We start from the raw sequence: 22424 nt of genomic DNA, 5'->3' as shown, positions 1-22424 counted from the left end.
CCCCGGTGGCGCCGCCGGTAAGCGGGCAACCCACCACCAGCGGCCGATGACACCGCCCGGTCACTCTCGTCGCGCCCGCCACGTTCCCGGTATCGTGGAGGTATCCCGGTTGCCGCCGGCGGACGGCCCAGCCCTGAGGCGGCTTGCCTGGTGTGCGCCGTGAGCCGGACGAGCGACCTGGAAAGGAGCGGCGATCATATCCCGCCCGGGAACCGTGCCGGATGTTGACGCGTTGATCATCGCGGGAAGAATAACCGTGGTAAAGAACTGGGCAAAGAATCAGGTAGAGAAGCTATTCAGAGGAGTAAGGCCCGATGGCTGATCGCGTCCTAAGGGGTAGCCGCCTCGGAGCTGTGAGCTACGAGACCGACCGCAACCATGATTTGGCGCCGCGTCAAATTGCCCGCTACCGCACCGAGAACGGTGAGGAGTTCGAGGTCACGTTCGCCGATGACGCCGAAATCCCTCCCACCTGGCTGTGCCGCAACGGTCTGGAAGGCACCCTGATCGAAGGTGACCTGCCAGAACCGAAAAAGGTCAAGCCACCGCGCACGCATTGGGACATGCTGCTTGAGCGCCGCACGATCGAGGAGCTCGAGGAACTGCTGAAGGAACGGCTGGAGATCATCAGGGCGCGCCGCCGCGGGAGTTCCAGCAGCTGATCAACCACCCCTGAGCCTCCCGGCATTGCCCACCGTGGTCGCAGGCATTTCCGGGCGAGGGCATTTCCGGGCGGGCGAGATACCCGCTCTCACCCGGCCAGCACCGTTAGGCGCGATCGTCGGCGGGCGCGGCGCGGTTGGGCGTTAGTCGGGTCTCGATTCCCCAACGCGCGACTTTGAGCACTGCTTCACGGATATTCGAGCCGCTCATTTTCGACGCCCCGAGTTCGCGCTCGGTGAAGGTAATGGGCACTTCAACGACCGTGAAGCCGTTGCGGACGGTGCGCCAGGTCAGGTCGATCTGAAAGCAGTACCCCTTTGAATCCACGGTGTCGAGGTCGAGGGTTTCCAGCACCTCACGCCGGTAGGCGCGGAAGCCGGCGGTGATGTCATGAACGCCGAGACCCAGCAGCAGTCGGGAATACACGTTGGCCGCTTTGGAGAGCACTAGCCGCCGCCACGGCCAGTTGCGGACGGTTCCGCCCTCGACGTAGCGCGAACCGATGGCCAGGTCCGCGCCGGTATCAACGGCGTCCAGCAGGCGGTGCAGCTGCTCGGGCGCATGGCTGCCATCGGCGTCCATTTCCACCAGCACCGAATACCGCCGGGCTAATCCCCAGGCGAACCCCGCCACGTACGCCGCACCCAGCCCGTCCTTGGTTCGCCGATGCAGCACGTGCACCCGGTCGGGGTCCGCCCGTGCCAGCTCGTCGGCGAGCTCGCCGGTGCCATCGGGGCTGCTGTCGTCCACGACGAGCACGTGTACATCCGGACGAGCGCGGCGCAGCCGGTGAAGTATCGACGGCAAATTCTCGCGCTCGTTAAAGGTAGGGATGATCACCAGGGTGCGCTGGCTGGGACGACAGCCCCCGGCCGGCGACGCCGGCTGGCCAATGGTCATGGTGCTCCTCGGTATCGCCCGGCCGCCTGTCGGTCACCGCCGGGCGGGATGTCGGTGATGCCCTCATCGGGCGGGGTGGCGCCCTCAGCGTCGCCCGAAGGCGCGCGGGAGGCAACCGCTGACGGCTCGTGGCGACGGTTCGGACGCGGGAACCACCCATTGTGCCGTATCGCGGCGAGGACCGCTGCGACACCCGCCGTCAGGACAAGCCACTGCAGTATCGGGGCCCAGCGGCCCGCCGGCGTCAGCGTCGTCCTCAGCCGCACCTGGGTGTCCAGGTAGGCGGGCACGAAAAAGTCGGTGCGCTCCACTTCCCGGCCGTCCGGCGCGATCACCGCGCTGATCCCGACGGTGCCGGCGACCACAGCGTAGCGGTCGTGTTCCACCGCACGAAGCTTGTCGAAGGCCAGGTGCTGCTCGCTCATGGCTTTGTTGAAGGTGGCGTTGTTGCTGGGCATGGCGAACAGTTGCGCGCCGTTGCGGACCGATTCCCGCAGCGCACGGTCGAAAATCACTTCCCAACAGGTGGCAACGCCTACCGGAATACCCGCTGCGCGCACCACGCCGACGCTCTTACCCGGAACGATGTAGTTTGCCAAGTCAGCCAGCGGCGTGAGCCGGCGGAAAAACCCGCGCCAGGGCAGGTACTCCCCGAAGGGCTGGATGATCCGCTTGTCGTGGCGATCAGCCGGGCCGGTCCCGGGATTCCAGACGATCACCGTGTTCGTGTATGCGGGATGATCCGGCCGCATGCCCGGCACCTCGAACAGGGCGCCGACGAGGATCGGCGCGCGGATCGCGTCGACGGCCGCCGAGATCTGCTGGGCGGCGTCGCGGTTGAGCAGCGGATCGATTTCCGACGCATCTTCGGGCCAGACGACGAACTGCGGTTGCGGCGCCCGACCCGCACGCACGTCTTCCGCCAGGCGCAGAGTCTCCTGAACGTGGTTGCGCAGCACCGCGAGGCGCTGGGCGTTGAAGTCAAGGCCGAGCTTGGGCACATTGCCCTGCACCGCCGCCACGGTGACGGGGGGGTCATCGCCCGATCCCGCGCCCGAATGCCGCACCGGTGGCCAGACGACCACCGCGGTCAACAGCGTCAGGCAAATGCAGAACGCCGGCAGCACCACCGCCGGCGGCATGTCGACCGCCTGGGTATCGGTGCGGCTGCCGTGGGGGCCCCGGCCACCGCCGCGGGCCTGCCGGCCCGCCTGCCACCACCGGTGGGTCTCTAGTGCCAGCGCGGCGATGCTGCAGCCCAGCAGCACGATTGCCACCGACAGCAACGCGACCCCGCCCAGCCGAACCAGCGGCAGAAAGGGGCCATCCGTTTGACCCGCGGCTACCTCGCCCCATGGGAAGCCACCAAAGGGGACGGCCGACTTCAGCCATTCCTGTGAGCCCCACAGCAGCGCGAACCAGATCGGCCAGCCGGGTAGGCACCGCACCACGACCGCCAGCAGGCCGAAGAGTCCCGGAAACGCGGCGCACACGATCGACAGCGTCAGCCACGGTATTGCGCCCACCAGCGTGCTGATCCACGGCAGCAATGGCAGGTAGAACGCTAACCCGAACAGAAAACTGTACCCCAGTCCGCCGAGCGTGGTGGTGGCCTGGCGGGTGAGCACCCAGGCCAGCAGCGCAACCGCGAGGATTGCGGACCACCACAACTTCAGCGGCGGGAAGCTCGCGCACAGCAGCAAACCGGCCACGATGGTGGCGCCCAGTCGGGGCAGGCGGGGCAGCAAAGCCCTGGCCAGCCATCGCGGCGCAGCGGCGCCCAGCCGGGCCAGTCGGGTGCGAGCGGTGCCGCTGCGCTTCCGCAGCCGCCGGGGTACCGGCGACCCGGGCCGCCAGGCCCGCCTTGACGCTGCCGGCACGTGCGGGGGCGCGTCACCACTCGGGTCCAAGCCGGTGTCGGGGTCGGCATCGGCAGCTGCGGCGGTGTTGACGTCGGGGTCGTCGGCTGCGGCCGCCGGGCGGTTCGCGTCGGCCCGGCCGAACAGCGGCTTTGCGTCATCCCGCCGAGGGTCGTTACCCATATTCGTTACCCATAGATGACCACGCCGCGATGTACCGTTTGCCGACAACGGGGCAAGGTGCCGCTCAGCGATGGTAGCGGGGGCATGAGCGAAGGCGGGTCGGCAAAGCCGGGTCCGACGGTCGCCCCCGGTGCGCCGAGGTCGGCCTGCCTGGTGTCCCACACCGCGTAGGATGCCGGCGCGCTGCCCGGCGTGCGATGGTGGGCCGCCGAGCGCACACCCTCCCAGGGATTCAGGGCCGTGACCGGAGCGTCGGAACCAAACGCGAGGGGCACGCCTTGGGATGCTAGCAGCGCGAAGTTGTTGAGCCCGCTGGCTCGGTCGGCACCAAGACGGCGGCGGTACATGCCGTCGGCGCCGCCCCACAGCGCGTCGAAATTGGGTTGCACACTGGCGATAACCCCCCAACCGGCCAGCTTGGCCGCCTGATCGGCGGTCACCATCTCCAGGTGCTCCACGCGGTGCCCGCAGCGGGCGACGGCGCCCACTCCCAGGGCATCGACCACCCGCTCGAAGGCGGTGACCACCGCCGCGACCGCGGCGTCACCGATGACGTGGAACCCGGGCGGCACGCCGGCCTCGGTGCAGGCCCGCACATGCGCCGCGATGCCGTCGGTGTCCAGGTGGCAGGCGCCAACGCAGTCCGGGACGTCGGCGTAGGGCTCGCGCAGCCAGGCGGTGCGGGATCCGAGGGCCCCGTCGACGAACAGATCACCGGCCAGTCCTCGCGCGCCGGTCTCGCATATCAGCGTGCGGGCCTGCGCTGGGCTGCTCACCGCGTGGCCCCAGTAGCCGATCACCTCCACACCGTGGTCGGTGTCGCGCAGCCGCCGCCAGTCGTCCAGCCCGCCGATGTCGGGACCCGCGCATTCATGCACCGCGACGATGCCGGATGCGGCGGCGGCGTCCAGCGCCGCCGCGGCGGCTTCGACGAGTTGCGCGCCGCTGAGCAGATCTCGGGCGGCGGCCCGAACCAGCCGGTGAGCATCGCCGACAACGGGACCCGCTGCGCTGAAGCCCGCTGTTTTCGCTAAGCCGGGAACCAGCCGCCGCAGCCCGCTGGAGGCCAGCGCGGAGTGCGCGTCGACGCGCGCCAGATACGCCGGCCGGCCACCGAGCACCGCGTCCAGGTCCGCGGTGCTGGGCGCTGCGTTCTCCGGCCAGCGGGATTCGTCCCAGCCGTCGACGAATCCGGGCGTGACGAGAGGCGCAAATGGGCTTAGATGGGCACTGTGACGACGATCGATATCGACACGCCCGCCGGGCCGATCGACGCGCTGCTGAGCCTTCCCGAAGCGCAGGGTCCGTGGCCGGGCGTGGTGGTGGTTCACGATGCGATCGGGTATGGCCGGGATAAGCAGCGGATCTCCGATCACATTGCCGCGGCGGGGTATGTGGCGCTGACCCCGAACCTGTTCGCCCGGGGCGGCTGGGCGCGCTGCGTCAGCAGGGTGTTCCGGGATCTGTTGACCAAGCGGGGCCGGGCCCTCGACGATATCCTGGCGGCGCGGGATCACCTGCAGTCCATGCCGGAATGCACCGGCCGGGTCGGTATCGCTGGCTTCTGTATGGGAGGCCAGTTTGCATTGGTGATGGCGCCCAAGGGTTTTGGCGCAGCTGCACCGTTTTACGGCACTCCCTTGCCACGTAACCTCGACGAAACGCTCGAGGGGGCCTGCCCGATCGTGGCCAGTTTTGGCGGGCGTGACCCTCTCGGCATCGGAGCGCCGGCGCGACTGCGTCGGACCGTCCTGAGCAAACACCTCACCGCGGATATCAAGGTTTATCCGCACGCCGGGCACGGCTTTGCCAACCAGCTTCCCGCCCAGCCATTGCTTCGCGTCACCGGGTTCGGCTACAACCCGGTCGCAGCCGAGGACGCCTGGAGCCGGGTCTTTGCGTTCTTCGCCGAACACTTGCGCGGGGACACCTCGGCCTAACGCGGGCGTAGCCCAACGCACGATTTTCGGGGGCACCCAAACCCCATGCCCAAACCCCATGCCTAAACCCCATGCCTAACGCCATATCCCAGCGCGGACTCGGCGGGCCGCTCACGGGTGCGCCCAGGCGTCAGCCCTCCAGGTCGCCCTCGGTTTCCAAAAGCACCTGGCGCAGCCTGTCGAGGGTGTCCGGACGCGGGGCGGACCACAGTCCCCGGTGGACGGCTTCGAGCAGCCGCTCGGCCATCCCGTGCAGGGCCCAGGGGTTGGACTCGGCCAGGAATTTGCGGTTCTGCGCGTCCAGCACGTAGGCCTCGGTGAGCTGTTCATACATCCAGTCGGCCATCACCGCGGCGGTGGCGTCATATCCGAACAGGTAATCCACCGTCGCCGCCATCTCGAAGGCGCCCTTGTAGCCGTGACGGCGCATCGCGCTCATCCAGCGGGGGTTGACGACGCGGGCGCGAAAGACCCGGGCGACCTCTTCCGATAACGTGCGGGTGCGGACGGCCTCGGGCCGGGTGCTGTCACCGATATAGGCCGCGGGCGCGCGGCCGGTCAGGGCCCGCACGGCAGCCACCATGCCGCCGTGGTATTGGAAGTAATCGTCGGAGTCGGCGATGTCGTGCTCGCGGGTGTCGGTGTTTTTGGCCGCGACCACGATGCGCTGATACTGCCGGGTCATGTCGTCGGTGGCCGCACACCCCTCCAGGCCACGTCCGTAAGCGTAACCGCCCCAGGTGGTATACACCTGCGCCAGGTCGGCGTCATCGCGCCAGGCTCGGCTATCGATCAACGGCAGCAGTCCCGCCCCGTAGGTTCCCGGCTTGGACCCGAAAATCCTTGTCGTGGCGCGGCGTTGATCGGCATGCTCGGCATAGTCGGCTTCAGCATGTGCGCGCACATAGTTATCCTCGGCCGGCTCGTCGAGACCGGCCACCAGGCGCACGGCATCGTCGAGCAGCGTCACCACGTGCGGGAACGCGTCCCGGAAAAACCCCGAGATCCGCACCGTCACGTCGATCCGGGGACGCCCCAGCTCGCCCAGCGGGACGGGGGTCAGCCCGATTACCCGTCGCGACGCGTCGTCCCAGACCGGGCGAGCACCCAGCAGCGCAAGCACTTCGGCGATGTCATCCCCGCCGGTGCGCATCGCGGAGGTGCCCCATAGCGACAGGCCGACCGCGCGCGGCCAGCGCCCGTAATCGCCGCGGTAGCGTTGCAGTAGCGAATCTGCCAGCGCCACACCGGTTTCCCAGGCCAGGTACGATGGCACTGCCTTGGGATCCACGGAGTAGAAGTTGCGGCCGGTGGGCAGCACGTTGACCATGCCGCGCAGCGGCGAACCCGAGGGGCCAGCCTTGATGAACCGGCCGTCCAGGGCGTTCAGCACTTCGTCGATCTCGGCGGCCGCGCCGGCCAGCCGGGGCACCACCTCGGCGGCGGCGAACCGCAGCACCGCCGCGACGCCGGGGTCGGCGGTGAGCCGCTCGGCGGCCTCCGGGTTCCAGCCGGTGTCCTGCAGCGCGGCAACCAGTTCCCGTGCTTGAGCCTCGGCATGATCCACCGAGGCCTTGGTATCGCTGCCGTCCTCGGCCAGCCCCAATGCCTGACGCAGGCCGGGAAGCGACACCCGGCCGCCGAAGAGCTGGCGGGCCCGCAGAATTGCCAGCACCAGGTCGAGTTCGGCGTCTCCCGTCGGCTTGTGTCCGAGAATGTGCAATCCGTCACGGATCTGGGCGTCTTTGATCTCGCAGAGCCAGCCGTCGACTCGCAGCAGCATGTCATCGAACGAGTCGTCGTCCGGGCGTTCGGTCAACCCCAGGTCGTGGTCCATCTTGGCGGCCCGCAGCAGCGTCCAGATCTGCTGGCGCACCGCGGGCAGTTTGGCGGGGTCCAGTGCGGCGATGGCGGCATGCTCGTCTAACAGCTGCTCCAAACGGGCTAGGTCGCCGTAGGTTTCGGCGCGCGCCATCGGCGGGATGAGGTGATCGACCAGCACGGCGTGCGCGCGCCGCTTGGCTTGGGTGCCCTCGCCGGGGTCGTTGACCAAAAAGGGGTAGATCACCGGGAGGTCACCCAGCGCGGCGTCGGGCGCGCACGCCGCTGAGAGGCCCAAGGTTTTCCCGGGCAGCCACTCCAGGTTGCCGTGCTTGCCCAGGTGCACGACGGCGTCGGCGTGAAAACTGTTGGGGAAGCTGGCATCCAGCCAGCGGTACGCAGCCAGGTAGTGATGGCTCGGCGGCAGATCCGGGTCATGGTAGATCGCCACCGGGTTTTCGCCGAAACCCCGCGGCGGCTGGATCATCAGCACAATGTTGCCGGCTTGCAAAGCGGCGATGACGAGTTCGCCATCGGGATCGTTGGTGCGGTCGACAAACAGGTCCCCGGGCGGGGGTCCCCAGTGCGCCTGCACCGCGTCCGCCAGCGCTGCGGGCAGGGTGGCGAACCAGGCACAATAGTCCTTGGCGGACACCCGAATCGGGTTAGCGGTCAGCTGTCCGGCGGTGAGCCAATCAGGGTCCTGGCCACCGCGTTCGATGAGCGCCCGCATCAGCGCGTCACCGTCCTGGGCGTCGACACCGGGAATATCACCGATCTGGTAGCCGTGCTCGCGCATCACCCGCAGCAGCTTGACGACGCTGGCTGGCGTGTCCAGGCCGACGGCGTTGCCGATGCGGCCGTGTTTGGTGGGGTAGGCGGACAAGACGATCGCGATCCGCTTGTCGGCGGCGGCGATGTGGCGCAGCCGCGCGTATCGAACCGCCAGGCCCGCGACTCGGGCGCAGCGTTCCGGGTCGGGGACATATGAGATCAGGCCTTCGTCGTCGATTTCTTTGAACGAGAACGGAACCGTGATGATGCGCCCGTCGAACTCGGGCACCGCGACCTGGCTGGCGACATCCAGCGGGCCGAGTCCGTCGCGGGCGTCTTGCCAGTGCTGCCGCGAGCTGGTCAGGCATAGTCCCTGCAAGGTCGGGATATCGAGGGCCGCAAGGTGTTCGACATTCCAGCTGTCGTCCTCGCCACCACCGCTGGCCACCGCCGGGTTGACCCCGCCGGCCGCCAGCACGGTAACCACCAGTGCATCGGCCTGCCGCAGGGTAGCCAGCAGCTCGGGCTCGGCCGTGCGCAGCGACGCGCAATACACCGGCAAGGCGCGCCCGCCGGCCGCCACGATCGCACCGCACAGCGCCTCGACGTACGCGGTGTTGCCGGCCACCTGCTGGGCGCGGTAATACAGCACCGCGATCACCGGGCCGGTGCTGGGCGCCGCGGCGCGCGGCAGCACTCCCCAGGTGGGCATGCTCACCGGCGGGCTGAAGCCGATGCCGGTCATCAGCACGGTGTCACACAGGAAAGCATGCAGCTGGCGCAGGTTGGCCACACCGCCCTGGGCGAGGTACGCGTGAGCTTGCAACACGATCCCGGCGGGCACGGTCGAGCGCGCGGTGAGATCGGCGTCGGGGGATTGTTCGCCGCTGACCACCACCGCGGGAACTCCGCTGGCCAAAACCGCGTCGATGCCGCCCTGCCAGGCGCGATAGCCACCGAGAACCCGCACCACAACCACGTCGGCACCCCCGAGGAGCCCGGAGAGCTCGGCGTCGGGCAGCCGGGACGGGTTGGCCCACCGGTAGTTCGCGCCGCTGGCGCGGGCGGTGATCAGATCGGTGTCAGACGTCGAGAGCAGCACTACGGTCGGCTCGGGCACCCCCCATTCGTACCGCACGCGATTCAGCCGGGCAGGACCGGTTACGGTAAAGGGGTGACCAGAAGCCGGGCCCACGACGCCTGCCCGGGGGCGCTGCGGGTGCACCAGGCGGCCGACGGCGCGCTGGTGCGGGTGCGCCTGCCCGGCGGAATGATCAGCGCCGGGCAGTTCGCGGCGCTGGCCCGGGCAGCACGCCGTTTCGGCTCGGGCAGCCTCGAGCTGACCTCACGCGGCAATGTCCAGATCCGCGGTGTCTGCGATCCCGCGAACGTGACAACCGCCCTTGCGGGGGCGGGTTTGTTGCCCTCGGCGACGCATGAGCGGGTTCGCAATATCGTCGCGTCGCCGTTGTCCGGCCGGATCGGGGGTCTGGCGGATGTGCGGGGGTGGGTCACCGAGTTGGACGAGGCGATTCAGGCCGAACCCGCGCTCGCGCGGCTGCCGGGGCGGTTCTGGTTCAGCCTGGATGACGGGCGCGCCGATGTGTCCGGGTTGGGTGCCGATGTCGGTGTCCAGGTTGTCGATGACGGTGTCGCGCTGCTGCTGGCCGGGCGCGACACCGGTGTGCGCCTATCGGCCGGCGAGGTCGTGCCGACGCTGACCGGGCTGGCGGCGCGATTCCTAGTGGTCCGTAAAACGGCTTGGCGGGTAGCGGAGTTGGCCGATATCGGCGCGCTGCTTCCCGATGCCGGGCAGTCCGGCGCGCCGGCCACCCCCGTCACCAGGCCGCCGGTGGGCTGGCTACCCCAGCGCGACGGGCGCATCGCGCTGGGCGCCGCGGTGCCGCTGGGGGTGCTAAGCGCTCGGGTGGCCGAGTGCCTGGCGGGCATCGGCGCGCCACTGGTCATCACCCCGTGGCGGTCGGTGCTGGTGTGCGACCTCGAGGAGACCGCGGCCGGCGCGGCGCTTCGGGTGCTGGGCGCGGCGGACCTGGTTGTCGACGAGACGTCCCCCTGGCTGAGGGTGAGCGCGTGCACCGGCAGCCCGGGCTGCGCCTACTCGGCGGCCGATGTGCGCGCTGACGCCGCCGCGGCCGCCCGCGCTGCCGACAGCACCGGCCACCGGCACTTCGTCGGCTGCGCGCGGGCGTGCGGCAGCCCGCCGGTGGGTCAGGTGCTGGTGGCCACCGGAGAGGGATACCGACTGCTGCGGGACGCGGACGATCCGTGCGCGGCGACGCCGGGTATAGCCGAGCGCCACGCCCGGGTCAAACCGTAGGGTGAGCGGGTGCTCGACTACATTCGCGATCCCGCCGAGATCTATCGGCGGTCGTTCGCGATCATCCGTGCCGAAGCCGACCTGGCGCGGTTTCCAGACGATGTGGCGCGCGTGGTGGTTCGGCTGATCCACACCTGCGGCCAGGTCGACCTCACCGAGCACATCGCCTACACCGACGACGTTGTCACCATAGCCGGTGCCGCGCTGCGCGGCGGGGCCCCGGTGTTGTGCGACTCGTCGATGGTGGCCGCCGGGATCACCAGGAAACGGCTGCCCGCCGGCAACGAGGTGGTGTCGCTGGTCGCCGACTCGCGGGCTGCCGAACTGGCCACCCGCGGGCGCATCACCCGCTCGGCGGCCGGCGTGGAGCTGTGGGCCGACCGGCTGGCCGGCGCGGTGCTGGCGCTCGGCAACGCGCCCACCGCGCTGTTCCGGCTTCTTGAGCTCATCGACGCGGGGGCGCCGGCGCCGGTCGCGGTGCTGGGCGGGCCGGTCGGGTTCGTCGGCTCGGCGCAGGCCAAGCAGGAGCTCATCGACCACCCGCGCGGAATGGCCTATCTTGTCGTGCGGGGCCGCCGCGGCGGCAGCGCGCTGGCCGCCGCGGCCGTCAACGCGATCGCATCCGGGACAGATGACTAAGCGGGGAACGCTTTTTGGGGTGGGGCTGGGGCCGGGCGACCCCGAATTGGTGACGGTCAAAGCCGCCCGGGTGATCGGCGACGCCGATGTGGTCGCCTACCACAGCGCCCGCCATGGCCGCAGCATCGCGCGCGCCATCGCCGCACCCTATCTGCGGCCCGGCCACATCGAGGAGCACCTGATCTATCCGGTCACCACCGAGGCGACGGACCATCCGGGCGGCTACGCCGGCGCTCTGGAGGATTTCTACGCCGAGGCCACCGAGCGGATCGCCGCGCATCTGGAGGCCGGACGCGACGTGGCGCTGCTCGCCGAGGGCGACCCGTTGTTCTACAGCTCCTACATGCATTTGCACACGCGGCTGACCCAGCGGTTCGACGCGGTCATCGTGCCGGGCGTGACGTCGGTCAGCGCGGCGGCGGCGGCCATCGCGACTCCGCTGGTGGCGGGCGACCAGGTGCTGTCGGTGCTGCCGGGCACGTTGGGCCTCGCCGAGCTGACCCACCGGCTCGCCGACACGGACGCCGCCGTCGTGTTGAAGCTGGGTCGCTCCTATCCTGCTGTGCGGGAAGCGCTTTCGCTGTCCGGCCGCCTCGGCGAGGCGGTCTATGTGGAGCAGGCCAGTACGCCCGGGCAGCGGGTGTCGCCGGCCGCGGAGGTCGATGCGACCAACGTGCCGTATTTCTCGCTGGCGCTGCTGCCCGGGGGACGCCGGCCCGAACCCGCGGGCGGCGTCGCGGTGGTGGGGCTGGGACCCGGCGGGGCCGACTGGATGACCCCACAATGTCGCCGCGAGCTGGCCGCGGCCACCGATCTGATCGGCTACGGGCCATACCTGGATCGCGTGCCGGTGCGCGACGCTCAGCGCCGCCACCCCTCCGACAACACCGACGAAATCGCCCGCGCCCGACTGGCCTGCGCGCTGGCCGAGCAGGGCCGGGCGGTCGCGGTGGTGTCGTCGGGCGACCCCGGCGTGTTCGCGATGGCCACCGCGGTGCTCGAGGAGGCCAAGCAATGGCCGGGCGTGCAGGTGCGGGTGGTTCCCGCGATGACCGCCGCGCAGGCCGTCGCCAGCCGGGTCGGCGCCCCGCTGGGCCACGATTACGCGGTGCTCTCGTTGTCGGATCGGCTCAAACCCTGGAAGGTGATCGCCGCGCGGCTTTCCGCGGCGGCCGCCGCCGATCTGGTGCTGGCGATCTACAACCCGGCGTCGAAAACCCGCACGTGGCAGGTCGCCGCGATGCGCGAGGTGCTGCTGGCCCATCGCGATCCGGGCACCCCGGTGGTGATCGGCCGCTCGGTAGGCGGTCCCGGTGAAAAGGTCACGGTGGTGCGGTTGGCGGACCTGGACCCGGCCGACGTCGACATGCGCTGCTTGCTGATCATCGGTTCCTCGCAAACACAGTGGTACTCCGCGGATTCCGTCGACCGGGTGTTCACTCCGCGGCGCTACCCCGGGTGAGCGCGCCGCCGGCCCAGTGATCGGGCGGGCCCGGGAAGCTCAGCGGAAGGAAGGTCGTTTGGTCACCAATGCCGGGGACCAATGCCCCGTGACCACCCGTCGGCGGGCTTCTAACGTCGTTACCGTCGAACGGGCGTAACCAAACTATTTCCGGATCGAGGCAGCACATGTCCACCGAAGTAGCGCAGCCGGGAATCGTCGTCGGCATCGACGGGTCCCCTCATTCCAACGCCGCCCTGCGCTGGGCCGTCAACGAGGCGATGATGCGCAACGCGGCGCTCACCCTGGTGTACGCCGCGGCCCCGATCCCGGCCGGCTCGCCGATGCTGAAGCAGTGGCCGGGCGGCGTCATTCCGGCGGAGTTCCTGCAACAGCTGGAAGGTAGGGCGCGCCAGGTGCTCGCCGAGGCGGTGACGATCGTCGAGGACATGACCGAGGAGCGCAGCCGCCCCCCAATCAGCAGCGAGCTGATCTCCAAGCCGCCGGTTCCCACGCTCGTCGACTTGTCCGCGAAAGCCGACATGGTCGTCGTGGGTAGTCGCGGCCAGGGAGCCGTGAAACGCGTGCTGCTGGGCTCGGTGAGCACCGGGCTGGTCCATCACGCCCACTGCCCGGTCGCGGTGATTCGCGACGAGGCCGCCGCACCGCCACACGGACCGGTGCTTGTTGGGATCGACGGCTCGCCGGCCTCGGAGCTGGCTACCGCCATCGCGTTTGATGAGGCTTCGTGGCGGGGGACGGAATTGGTTGCCCTGTACGCCTGGACCGACGCCGAGATCCCCGACATGTCGAACCGGGAATGGACCGGATTGACCAGGACGTCGTGGTCGGCCCTGCAATCTGCGGCCGAGGAAACACTAGCCGAGCGGTTGGCCGGCTGGCGGGAGCGCTACCCCGACGTGACCGTCCACCGCGTGGTCGTTCCCAACCGGCCCGCACAACATCTGCTCGAGCGCGCCGACTCGGCCCAGCTTGTGGTCGTGGGCAGCCACGGGCGCGGCGGCTTTGCCGGCATGCTGCTCGGGTCGGTCAGCACGGCGGTGGTGCACGCGGCCCACACGCCGGTGATCGTCGCCCGGCGGGGTTAGGCCACATGGCGGATTCCGGAGGCGTCCGCGCACCCAGATCCGCCTCGCCCGTCATCGTTGGGCCTTGGGCCCACCCTCAGCGCGCTATTAGCGATTAGCGCGCCGCACCAACGCCTCTCCGGCAGCCGCCATGGGGTACCGTCGAAGGTGCGGAACGGATTATGCAGGGACGAGGCGGCCCATGTCGAGCGGGGTAGCGCAGCCGGGAATTGTCGTCGGCTTCGACGGATCCTCTCATTCCGAGGCGGCACTGCGCTGGGCCGCTCAGGAGGCGATGCTGCGCAACGCGGCGCTCACCCTGGTGTATGTCGCGGCGTCGCCGCAGCCGGATGGGCAGGCGAAACAGGCTCTGGCTGACGCGGCTGCGCTCGTCGAGGGCATGACCGACGAGCGCAGCCGCCCGCAGATCTATGAGGAGCTGATCTCCGGGGCGCCGGTTCCCGCGCTTGTCGACTTGTCCAGGAAAGCCGAAATGGTGGTCGCGGGTTGCCGCGGTCAGCGAGCGGTGAAACGGGTGCCTTTCGGATCCGTTATCCCCGGGCTGGTGCAGTACGCCCATTGCCCGGTCGCGGTGATCCACAGCGAGGTGTCACTGCCGCTGCACGGGCCGGTGCTTGCCGGTATCGACGGCTCGCCGGCATCGGAGCTGGTTACCGCTCTGGCATTTGACGAAGCTTCGCGGCGGGGCGCGGAGTTGATCGCCCTGTACGCCTGGACCGACGCCGAAGTCCCCGCCTTGGCGAACCGGGAGTGGACCGGATTGACCAGGACATCGTGGTCGGCCCGGCAATCTGCGGCCGAGCAAACCCTAGCCGAGCGGTTGGCCGGCTGGCAGCAGCGCTACCCGCAGGTGACCGTGCACCGCATGGTCGTTGTCAACCGGCCCGCCGAGCGTCTCCTCGAGCATGCTGGCTCAGCCCAACTCGTGGTCGTGGGCGGTCCCAGGCGCGGCGGCTTTACCGGGATGTTGCTCGGGTCGGTCTGCACAACGGTGCTGCGGACGGTGTACACGCCTGTGATCGTCGCCCGGCAGCGTTAACCCCGGCGCCCCCTCTCCGGGCCTACCGCGACATGGCCAGAGCTCTTGGGGCGATCTGTGGGCAAACTTCGCTAGCCAGGCACTTCAGCCAGACACTTCCTGGAGCCTGTCGGTCACCGCTTCCGAATCCTCGCCCAGAAGCAGGGTGCGAACCAGCCGTCGTGGCCCGAAGGGACGAAGGAGATAACTGGCCGGACGCCGGCGCACTCGTTGCGGCCACCAGAACCAGCGCCCCAGCAGCGCCGCAATCGACGGTGTCATCAGCGAACGCACGACCAGGGTGTCAAACAGCAGGCCCAGGCCGATCGTGCTGCCGGCCTGGCCGATGGAGCTCAGGTCGCTGGCCACCATCGACATCATGGTGAACGCGAACACCAGGCCCGCCGCGGTGACGACTTGGCCGGTTTCCCCCACGGAGCGGATGATGCCGGTTCGTAATCCGGCCCCGATCTCCTCCTGGAACCGCGACACCAGCAGCAGGTTGTAGTCGGATCCGACCGCCAGCAGAATGATCAACCCGAACACGGGCGCGATCCAGTTCAAATCCAGGCCGTAAATGTATTGCCACGCCAGCACCGACAGCCCGAAGGCGGCGCCCAGCGACACCAGCACCGTGCCGACGATCACCAGGGAGGCAACCAGGGCGCGGGTGATGACCACCATGACAACGAATATCAGCGTCAGCGCCGCTATGCCCACGATCAGCAGGTCATATTTCATCCCGACTTGGATGTCGTTGTAAATCGCCGCGGTCCCGGTCACATAGAACTTGGCGTCGGCCAGGGGTGTGCCCTTCACGGCCTCCCGGGCCGCGCTGAGTTCCGGCTTGACCGCGGCGATGCCCTTCGGTGTCGCGGGGTCCGCGGCGTGGGTGATGATAAAGCGCGCCGCCTTGCCGTCGGGGGACAAGAAGAGTTTGAGGCCTTTCTGGAAGTCGGGGTTGTCGAACGCCTCCGGCGGCAGGTAGAAGTAGTCGCCGGTCTTCGAGGAGTCAAACGCCTCGCCCATCGCACTGGCCGTGTCCGTCATTCGCGCCATCTGGTTGACCAGCCCCGCGAAACTGCTGTGTATGGTAAGAAGGCTGCCACGCATGGACTTCGAGACCGCGATTATCGGCGGAAATTCCGCGAGCATTTTTGGGAGCACCGCGTCGATATGATCCATGTCCTTGAGCAGCCCGTCCATGTCTGCGCTGAATTTGTCGACATCGTCGAGCGCATCGAATAGCGATTTCGTCGCCCAGCAGATCGGGATGTTGAAGCAGTGCTTTTCCCAGTAGACATAACCGTGCAGCGGCCTGGCGAAGTCATCGAAATCCGCCAGGTGATCTCTCATCTCGTCGACGGTGACTTTGAGTTCTTTCATGTCGATGTTCATGTGATGAGTCGTGTCGGTCATCTGGCGCATCGCGTCATACATCCGCTCCATCGACCCGATCATGACGCCGAGGTCGTCGCTCATCTTGAGCATATCGGCCATCCGGTCTTTCATGAATTGCAGGTTTTCTTGTATCGGAATCGCCTGCATGCTGACTTGAAAAGGTATCGACGTGTGTTCGATCGGGCTTCCCAGCGGCCTGGTGATGCTTTGTATTCTGGCGATGCCGGGTGTGCGGAAGATATCTTTGGTGATCCGGTCCAGGATGATCATGTCGCTCGAGTTCCGCATGTCGTGGTCGGCGTCGATCATGAGGATGTCCGGATTTAGCCGGGCGGCGCTGAAATGCTGCTCCGCCGCAGCGTATCCAATATTCGAGGGAAGATTGGCCGGGATGTAGTAGCGATCGTTGTAGCTGATCTTCATGCCCGGCATGATGAGCATGCCGACGAGAGCGATAAGCAAGGATGCCGCAAAGATCGGCCCCGGCCAGCGGACGGCGGCGGTGCCGATTTTGCGCCACCCGCGCGCCTTGATCATCCGTTTCGGGTCGAGCAGGCCGAACCGCGTGGCCACGGCGACAATGGCGGGAGCAACGGTCAGCGCCCCGGCGATAACGACCAATAACCCCAGGGCGGAGGGAATGCCCAGGGCCTTGAAGTAGGCCAGCCGCGCGAAATGCAGGCAAAACGACGCTCCGGCAATTGTCAGCCCCGAGCCCAAGATGACGTGATAGGTTCCCCGGAACATCGTGTAGTAGGCTGTTTCCCGATCTTGACCGGACTGACGCGCCTCGTGGTAGCGGCCGATCAGGAATATCGCGTAGTCTGTTCCCGCCGCGATGGCCAGCGATGACAGCATGGCGACCACGAACGTCGAAAATCCCAAGAGGTCGTAATTCCCGAGAATCGCGACGACCCCCCGGGCCGTGCCCATCTCAAAGCCGACCATCACCAGGACGAGAAGCACGGTGCTGACGGAGCGATAAACGAGAAAGAGCATGATCATGATGACCACGCCGGTCACGCCCATCATCTTGAACATGCTTTTGTCGGCGGCCTCGTTCATGTCCGTTGTCAGCGCGCCCGGACCGGTGACATAGGCCTTGATTCCCGGCGGCGGTGGCGATCTGTCGACGATCTTTCGCACCGCGTCGACGGACTGGTTTCCCAGCGTGCTGCCCTGATCGCCAGCTATGTTCAAAAGGACATAGGCGGCTTTGCCGTCACTGCTTTGAACACCGGCGGCAGTGATGCGATCTGCCCATAAGTTCTGGACGTGCTGCACATGCTTGGGGTCGGCCTGCAGCTTTGCCACCAGCGTGTCGTAATAACGATGCGCCGCCTCGCCGAGCTCGTTATCACCGACCAGAACGACCATTACCAGGTTGTCGGAATCGAACTCGTGAAACTTCTTCCCGATGCGCTTTGCGGCGATCTCCGCCGGCGCATCTTGCGGCGACATCGTCACCGCGTGCTTTCTTGCGACCACCTCGATAGGCGGCACGAGCAGGTTCACGGCGAGCGTCACGAGCAGCCATGCCAGGATGATCGGCACCGCGAACGTTCGCACCGCCCGCATGAAGACCGGGCGGGCGCCGTCGCCGGTGCTCATGCGGCTTTCACCAGACAGAAGGCCTGGGCGTGATGCTCACGGGACACATGCTCGTCCTTCACCTCACCGTTCACGGTGATACGACACCCGATGCTGTCAGTGTTGCCTTGGGCCACCACGTCGGCGATCACGGCGGGTATCGTCGTCGTGAGCGTATAAGTCCACGGCAGGCTGGTGAAGTTCGCCTGCTCTGGTTCCGCCAACTTGTTCAAGTAGCTCACGGTTCCCGCCGTGTCGCTGGGCCCGAAAACCTCGTAGGTCACGCGTTTGGGATTGAAATTCACGATCCTCTCGGCGGTGCCGGTCGACTTGAAAACCTCGTCGGAGCCGAAGACGCCGCGGAGCCGATAGACGGCGGCGCCGCTGATGGCGACGACGACTATGACGACAAGCGGCACCCAAGCCCGCTTGAGCATGGTCAACATGTGACGGTCCCTCCGCTAGCGTCCTCGTCCTTGCCGGTAATAGTTCCACGCCCGCACCGTTGCGGCGCAGCGAATCACTCGATGCCGTGGTGGCTGCGGCCGCACCGCTCCGACTAAAGATATATACCCTACCCGGTATTATGCGGGAAGCCGGCTTGCCGTAGGGGTGCATTTGACGCCTGATTAGCCGGGCCTGCGGCCCGGCAGTTGGGCGACCCACTCGACGGCCTCGTCGACGGTGCCGACCACACGCACCCCTGCCGGCAGCGACGGGCGCGCCAGCATCACCACCGCGATGTGCAGCGCCGCCGCGGCGTCCAGCTTTGCCCTGGTCATCTCGCCGCCGCTGTTCTTGGTGACCAGTGCGTCGATGCGGTGCTCGCGCAACAACGCGTACTCGGTGTCGTAGTGATACGGCCCGCGCGAGAGCACGATCTCATGGCGGCGCGGCAGCACGGCCGCCTCCGGCGCGGTGACCGCACGGATCAAAAACCACGCGTCGCTGGCGGCGAAGGCCGCCACACCGGAGCGGCCGGTGGTCAGAAACACTCGCGAAAAACCTTTACAAGCAACAGTTTCCGCTGCTTCGATATCCGACGCCACGACGATGGCGTCACCGGGATCCCACGGCGGGCGGGCCAGCACCAGGTAGGGCAGCTGCAGCTCTTTGCACACCTTCGCGGCGTGCGCGGTGATGGTCGTCGCAAACGGATGGGTGGCGTCGACAACGGCGCCGATCCGCTCGTCGCGCAGCCAGCGGCGCAGGCCGTCGACGCCGCCGAACCCGCCGACCCGCACCGGGCCGGCGGGCAGCGCGGGACGCGGCACCCGGCCGGCCAGCGAGCTGATGATGTCGACGCCGGGATGCAAAACGTTTGCCAGTGCTCGTGCCTCGGCGGTGCCGCCGAGCAGCAGAACCCGCATCAGTGCGCCTCCCGGCCGCGGGGTGACGGCGAAAATTCCTGACCGGCGCGCCGGGCCGCCGAATACAGGTAGCTGTCGAGGAATCCCTCGGCCGCGAGCACGTCACCGACGATGATGACGGCGGTTTTGCGGATCCCCGCGCCGCGCATCTGCCCTCCGATATCGGTCAGGGTGCCGCGCAGCACAATCTGCTGCGGCCAGCTAACGAAAGCCACCACCGCAGTGGGTGTCTCGGGCCGATACCCCCCGCTCAGCAGCTGCGGGACAATCGCATCGATCTGGGCGGCCGCCAGGTGCAGCACCAGGGTGGCGCCGGATCGGGCGAGCGCGGTGAGGTCCTCACCGCGCGGCATCGGCGTCGACACGGTGGCCACCCGGGTCAGGGTCACCGTCTGCGAGACCCCGGGAACGGTCAGCTCGCGGCCCAGGGCGGCGGCGGCGGCCGCGAAAGCCGGGACCCCGGGCACGATTTCGTATCCGATGCCCAGCTCGCCCAGGCGGCGGCACTGCTCGGCCAGCGCGCTGTACAGCGAGGGGTCACCGGAGTGCAGCCGCGCAACGTCATGCCCGGCGGCGTCGGCGGTGGCCAGCTCGGCGACGATCTGCTCCAGGGTCAATGGGCCGGTGTCGACGATCCGCGCCCCCGGCGGGCAGCAGGCCAGCAGGTCCCCCGGCATGATCGACCCGGCGTAGAGGCACACCGGGCATCGGCTGAGCAACCGCTGCCCGCGCACCGTGATCAGATCCGCGGCACCGGGGCCCGCCCCGATGAAGTAGACGGTCACGGCTTGGACATCTCCCACTGGGTGACCGGCAGCTGCGGGCGCCAGCCGGTGAAGCCGCCGAGCGGCTCGCCATGGTAGTGCTGAAAACGTCGCAGTTCGCCGCCAAAGCGTGAATACGCCTGTGCAACAACAGCTTCAGACTCAGCGGTGACCGCGTTGGCAACCAGTCGCCCACCCGCGGGCAAGGCGTCAAGGCAGGCGTCGAGCAGACCGGGTCGGGTGAGCCCGCCGCCGATGAAGACCGCCGACGGCGTGGCAGCGCCTTGGAAAGCCTCCGGCGCCTCCCCGCGCACCTCGATGTCGACACCGAAGGCCACGGTATTGCACCAGATATTCTGGCGGCGGTGCTCATTGCGCTCGAACGCCACCGCGGTGCAGCCACGCCAACTGCGGCACCACTCGACGGCGATGCTGCCCGAGCCCGCGCCCACGTCCCACAAGCGTTCCCCCGGACGCGGCGCCAGCGCCGCCAGAGTCACCGCGCGCATCCGGTGCTTGGTGATCTGCCCGTCGTGCCGGAACGCGTGGTCAGGCACTGGCGACATGCGCTCGTCGGGCAGATAGCGCACCGCGATCACGTTGAGGTCGTCGACGTCGACGGGCGCGTCGGCGGCCCACTGGCGCGCGGTGCCGTCGCGGCGGCGTTCCCCGGGACCGCCGAGCTGCTCGAGCACGCTGAACTCGGAGTCGCCGCGACCACACGCGTCCAGCAGCACCGCCAGGGTCTGCGGCGTGGACCGGTCACGCGAGAGCACGACCGCCCGGCCGCCGCGGCGCACCGCGGTGTGCGCCGATGCGGTGACCAGGCTGATGACCTCGGTGTCCGGCACGCTCCAGCCCAGCCGCGCGCACGCCAGCGTCACCGCCGAGACGTGCGGCAGCACCCGCACCCGCTCGGGCCCGAACATCCGCAGCAGCGTGGCACCGACACCGTGTAGCAGCGGATCGCCGCTGGCCAGCACGTGCACCGTGGCCGCATCACCGGGTGGGCGGTCACCGAGGCGGCGCAGCGCGGGCAGCATCGGCGACGGCCACTCCCGCCGCGCCGCCACCACCGTCTCGTCGAGCAGGCCCAGTTGCCGTTGTGAACCGTAAATAACTGTGGCCCCTTGTAATTCACAACGCGACACCTCCGACAACCCCGCCATGCCGTCCGCGCCGATGCCGACCACCACGATCATGCGCACCACCCTCCCCCGCACCCGAACGATACCCCCGCCCGGCCGCGCTTGACGTTGTCGTCGGCGCGGCCCATCGTGGCGACGGGGCCGGGCGCCATCCCCCGCGTCATCCGTCCGATGACAAACCCGGGTCGCACGATCAGCACCCGCACCCCGGCGCCAGGCGAAGCGCACGCTCGGTGCCGATCTCGCCGCGGCCGCCACATATCACCGCCGGCCCGGCGCCCGTGTCGTCCACGGCTGCGATTATGACCTGCGCTAGCGTGGGCGGTGATGGCACACACCACGACCCGGCTCACCAGTGAGGCACTGGCGTTTCTCACCGAACGCCATCTGGCCATGTTGACGACGCTGCGCGCCGACAACTCTCCCCACGTGGTGGCGGTCGGGTTCACCTTCGACCCCTCAACGCACATCGCCCGGGTGATCACCACCGGCGGCTCGCAGAAGGCGCTCAACGCCGAGCGCGCCGGGATCGCGGTGCTCAGCCAGGTGGACGGCGCCCGCTGGCTTTCGCTGGAGGGCCGGGCCACCGTCAACAGCGACATCGCCGCCGTGCGTGACGCGGAGCTGCGGTACGCCCAGCGGTACCGGACCCCCCGACCCAACCCCCGGCGAGTGGTCATCGAGGTCCGGGTGGAACGGGTGCTGGGTTCCGCGCATTTGCTTGAGCGCGGCTAGCGGGCCCGGCCGGCACTGGCGCCCGCGGCGCGGCCCCACAACCGCTTACCCAGGCCGGGCTCCGGGTGCCCAAATCACCAGGGGTACCGCGGGGAAATAGGCCGCCATCTCCGGCCGCGATTTGGCCAGGGCGGCGGTGCCGTAGCCACGATGCCGGCATTCGGGGCGGATCCAGATCCGGACATGCACCTCGCCCCCGACGAGCTCACCGAAGACCATCCCGACTTTCTGGGTGCCGTCGAGTGCGACAAACCAGGCGGCCTCCTCGGCGTCGATGCGCGCCAGCGCCGCGCGGATCTCCTCGTCGAGATCGCCGGCCGACCCCGGGGATCCGTCCCCGGGGGCGCCGATGTCCGCGGTGCGTGCGGCGAAGATATCGCGATCGGATGCGCCGGCGAATGGGCGCAGCACGAGGGTGTCGCCGGAGCTCGCCGGCCGTTCCCGCAGGGTGAAGGTCAGTTGCCTGTTCAAGTCGTCGAGTTCGGCAGCGATCTTTTTGCGCGAATCCCTGGTGAGCTGGTCAAACGACATGCCGATCACCGCCTCGGCGCCCAGGCGTGAGGTGCCCAGCAACGAAACGATGCCGTCGACCGCCGATGGCCGGTCCTTCGCCTCCACGATCAGATCGAGCACCTCGTGACGGCGTTCCAACGCGGTGAGCAAAGCGTCGGCGATCTCCCTGCGGGCGGCGGCGCGGTCGTGGTTGATCATTCGATTAGCCTAGTCACGCC

17 protein-coding genes and 2 pseudogenes are annotated in these 22424 nt (G+C 68.5%); 8 read left to right on the top strand and 11 right to left on the bottom strand.

The genetic code is table 11. From position 1 onward, the window contains the following. The first annotated feature begins 314 nt into the window (after nucleotides 1-314). Nucleotides 315-662 (top strand): RNA polymerase-binding protein RbpA, encoded by a 348-nt coding sequence (locus MSM1_RS19830; RefSeq protein ID WP_213445590.1) that lies wholly within the window; start codon nucleotides 315-317, stop codon nucleotides 660-662. Nucleotides 663-768: 106 nt separating this feature from the next. On the opposite strand, the gene MSM1_RS19825 is transcribed toward MSM1_RS19830, so the two are convergent. The 3 genes and pseudogenes from MSM1_RS19825 to MSM1_RS19815 all read right to left on the bottom strand — a co-directional run. Continuing rightward, nucleotides 769-1563, bottom strand: coding sequence for a polyprenol monophosphomannose synthase (locus MSM1_RS19825; RefSeq protein WP_213445588.1), 795 nt, complete (start codon nucleotides 1561-1563; stop codon nucleotides 769-771). Then, nucleotides 1560-3605 carry an apolipoprotein N-acyltransferase gene (gene lnt / locus MSM1_RS19820; protein ID WP_213445585.1) on the bottom strand — a complete coding sequence of 682 codons (2046 nt, stop codon included), beginning with the start codon at nucleotides 3603-3605 and terminating at the stop codon, nucleotides 1560-1562. The genes MSM1_RS19825 and lnt overlap by 4 nt, the downstream gene beginning before the upstream one ends. A gap of 5 nt (nucleotides 3606-3610) precedes the next feature. Further along, a pseudogene (locus tag MSM1_RS19815) lies at nucleotides 3611-4786 on the bottom strand (amidohydrolase family protein); the annotation flags it as partial. A 51-nt stretch (nucleotides 4787-4837) separates the two neighbouring features. Here MSM1_RS19815 and MSM1_RS19810 point away from each other — a divergent pair. Beyond that, nucleotides 4838-5545 (top strand): dienelactone hydrolase family protein, encoded by a 708-nt coding sequence (locus MSM1_RS19810; RefSeq protein WP_213445583.1) that lies wholly within the window; start codon nucleotides 4838-4840, stop codon nucleotides 5543-5545. 130 nt (nucleotides 5546-5675) lie between these two features. Here MSM1_RS19810 and cobN read toward each other — a convergent pair whose 3' ends face one another. Then, on the bottom strand, nucleotides 5676-9260 hold the full coding sequence (gene cobN, locus MSM1_RS19805) for a cobaltochelatase subunit CobN (RefSeq protein WP_213445581.1): 3585 nt from the start codon (nucleotides 9258-9260) through the stop codon (nucleotides 5676-5678). Between the two features lie 54 nt (nucleotides 9261-9314). On the opposite strand from cobN, the gene cobG reads away from it, so the two are divergent. The 5 genes from cobG (at nucleotide 9315) to MSM1_RS19780 (ending at nucleotide 14706) form a co-directional block, all read left to right on the top strand. Further along, on the top strand, nucleotides 9315-10478 hold the full coding sequence (gene cobG, locus MSM1_RS19800; protein WP_213445579.1) for a precorrin-3B synthase: 1164 nt from the start codon (nucleotides 9315-9317) through the stop codon (nucleotides 10476-10478). 9 nt (nucleotides 10479-10487) lie between these two features. Then, nucleotides 10488-11117 (top strand): precorrin-8X methylmutase, encoded by a 630-nt coding sequence (locus MSM1_RS19795; protein WP_213445577.1) that lies wholly within the window; start codon nucleotides 10488-10490, stop codon nucleotides 11115-11117. Continuing rightward, entirely contained in the window at nucleotides 11110-12579 is a 1470-nt protein-coding gene (locus MSM1_RS19790; RefSeq protein WP_213445575.1) for a precorrin-2 C(20)-methyltransferase, read from the top strand. The genes MSM1_RS19795 and MSM1_RS19790 overlap by 8 nt, the downstream gene beginning before the upstream one ends. A gap of 167 nt (nucleotides 12580-12746) precedes the next feature. Continuing rightward, nucleotides 12747-13667: a universal stress protein gene (locus tag MSM1_RS19785; protein ID WP_213445573.1), complete on the top strand. Its 921-nt coding sequence runs from the start codon at nucleotides 12747-12749 to the stop codon at nucleotides 13665-13667. A gap of 181 nt (nucleotides 13668-13848) precedes the next feature. Continuing rightward, complete coding sequence (locus MSM1_RS19780) at nucleotides 13849-14706, top strand: universal stress protein (RefSeq protein WP_213445571.1); 858 nt, start codon at nucleotides 13849-13851, stop codon at nucleotides 14704-14706. A gap of 84 nt (nucleotides 14707-14790) precedes the next feature. On the opposite strand, the gene MSM1_RS19775 is transcribed toward MSM1_RS19780, so the two are convergent. The 6 genes and pseudogenes from MSM1_RS19775 to MSM1_RS22225 form a co-directional block, all read right to left on the bottom strand. Beyond that, nucleotides 14791-17664 carry an RND family transporter gene (locus tag MSM1_RS19775; protein WP_213445807.1) on the bottom strand — a complete coding sequence of 958 codons (2874 nt, stop codon included), beginning with the start codon at nucleotides 17662-17664 and terminating at the stop codon, nucleotides 14791-14793. A 29-nt stretch (nucleotides 17665-17693) separates the two neighbouring features. Then, on the bottom strand, nucleotides 17694-18122 hold the full coding sequence (locus MSM1_RS19770; RefSeq protein WP_213445568.1) for an MmpS family transport accessory protein: 429 nt from the start codon (nucleotides 18120-18122) through the stop codon (nucleotides 17694-17696). A gap of 183 nt (nucleotides 18123-18305) precedes the next feature. Next, on the bottom strand, nucleotides 18306-19049 hold the full coding sequence (locus MSM1_RS19765; RefSeq protein ID WP_213445805.1) for a cobalt-precorrin-6A reductase: 744 nt from the start codon (nucleotides 19047-19049) through the stop codon (nucleotides 18306-18308). After that, a complete protein-coding gene (gene cobM / locus MSM1_RS19760) occupies nucleotides 19046-19831 on the bottom strand; it encodes a precorrin-4 C(11)-methyltransferase (RefSeq protein ID WP_213445566.1) in 786 nt (261 codons plus the stop codon). Before cobM ends, MSM1_RS19765 begins: the two co-directional genes overlap by 4 nt. Then, nucleotides 19828-21012 carry a precorrin-6y C5,15-methyltransferase (decarboxylating) subunit CbiE gene (cbiE, locus tag MSM1_RS19755; protein WP_213445564.1) on the bottom strand — a complete coding sequence of 395 codons (1185 nt, stop codon included), beginning with the start codon at nucleotides 21010-21012 and terminating at the stop codon, nucleotides 19828-19830. Before cbiE ends, cobM begins: the two co-directional genes overlap by 4 nt. Nucleotides 21013-21089: 77 nt before the next feature. Then, a pseudogene (locus tag MSM1_RS22225) lies at nucleotides 21090-21188 on the bottom strand (oxidoreductase); the annotation flags it as partial. 97 nt (nucleotides 21189-21285) lie between these two features. Between MSM1_RS22225 and MSM1_RS19750 the strand changes: the two are divergent. Beyond that, nucleotides 21286-21693, top strand: coding sequence for a F420-dependent biliverdin reductase (locus MSM1_RS19750; RefSeq protein ID WP_213445562.1), 408 nt, complete (start codon nucleotides 21286-21288; stop codon nucleotides 21691-21693). Nucleotides 21694-21738: 45 nt separating this feature from the next. On the opposite strand, the gene MSM1_RS19745 is transcribed toward MSM1_RS19750, so the two are convergent. Further along, complete coding sequence (locus tag MSM1_RS19745; protein ID WP_213445560.1) at nucleotides 21739-22404, bottom strand: GNAT family N-acetyltransferase; 666 nt, start codon at nucleotides 22402-22404, stop codon at nucleotides 21739-21741. Nucleotides 22405-22424: the final 20 nt, after the last annotated feature.

This window comes from Mycobacterium sp. SM1 (assembly GCF_018361265.1).
Lineage (GTDB): Bacteria > Actinomycetota > Actinomycetes > Mycobacteriales > Mycobacteriaceae > Mycobacterium.
The sequence above is the reverse complement of the archived record's forward strand: the minus strand, read 5'-3'. Positions and strand labels throughout refer to the sequence as shown.

Bases quoted from the DNA above. Each gene is read 5' to 3' on its own strand.
- MSM1_RS19830 (WP_213445590.1), top strand. From the start codon at position 315: ATGGCTGATCGCGTCCTAAGGGGTAGCCGCCTCGGAGCTGTGAGCTAC.
- MSM1_RS19825 (WP_213445588.1), bottom strand. From the start codon at position 1,563: ATGACCATTGGCCAGCCGGCGTCGCCGGCCGGGGGCTGTCGTCCCAGC.
- lnt (WP_213445585.1), bottom strand. From the start codon at position 3,605: ATGGGTAACGACCCTCGGCGGGATGACGCAAAGCCGCTGTTCGGCCGG.
- MSM1_RS19790 (WP_213445575.1), top strand. From the start codon at position 11,110: ATGACTAAGCGGGGAACGCTTTTTGGGGTGGGGCTGGGGCCGGGCGAC.
- MSM1_RS19785 (WP_213445573.1), top strand. From the start codon at position 12,747: ATGTCCACCGAAGTAGCGCAGCCGGGAATCGTCGTCGGCATCGACGGG.
- MSM1_RS19780 (WP_213445571.1), top strand. From the start codon at position 13,849: ATGTCGAGCGGGGTAGCGCAGCCGGGAATTGTCGTCGGCTTCGACGGA.
- MSM1_RS19775 (WP_213445807.1), bottom strand. From the start codon at position 17,664: ATGCGGGCGGTGCGAACGTTCGCGGTGCCGATCATCCTGGCATGGCTG.
- MSM1_RS19770 (WP_213445568.1), bottom strand. From the start codon at position 18,122: ATGTTGACCATGCTCAAGCGGGCTTGGGTGCCGCTTGTCGTCATAGTC.
- cbiE (WP_213445564.1), bottom strand. From the start codon at position 21,012: ATGATCGTGGTGGTCGGCATCGGCGCGGACGGCATGGCGGGGTTGTCG.
- MSM1_RS19750 (WP_213445562.1), top strand. From the start codon at position 21,286: ATGGCACACACCACGACCCGGCTCACCAGTGAGGCACTGGCGTTTCTC.
- MSM1_RS19745 (WP_213445560.1), bottom strand. From the start codon at position 22,404: ATGATCAACCACGACCGCGCCGCCGCCCGCAGGGAGATCGCCGACGCT.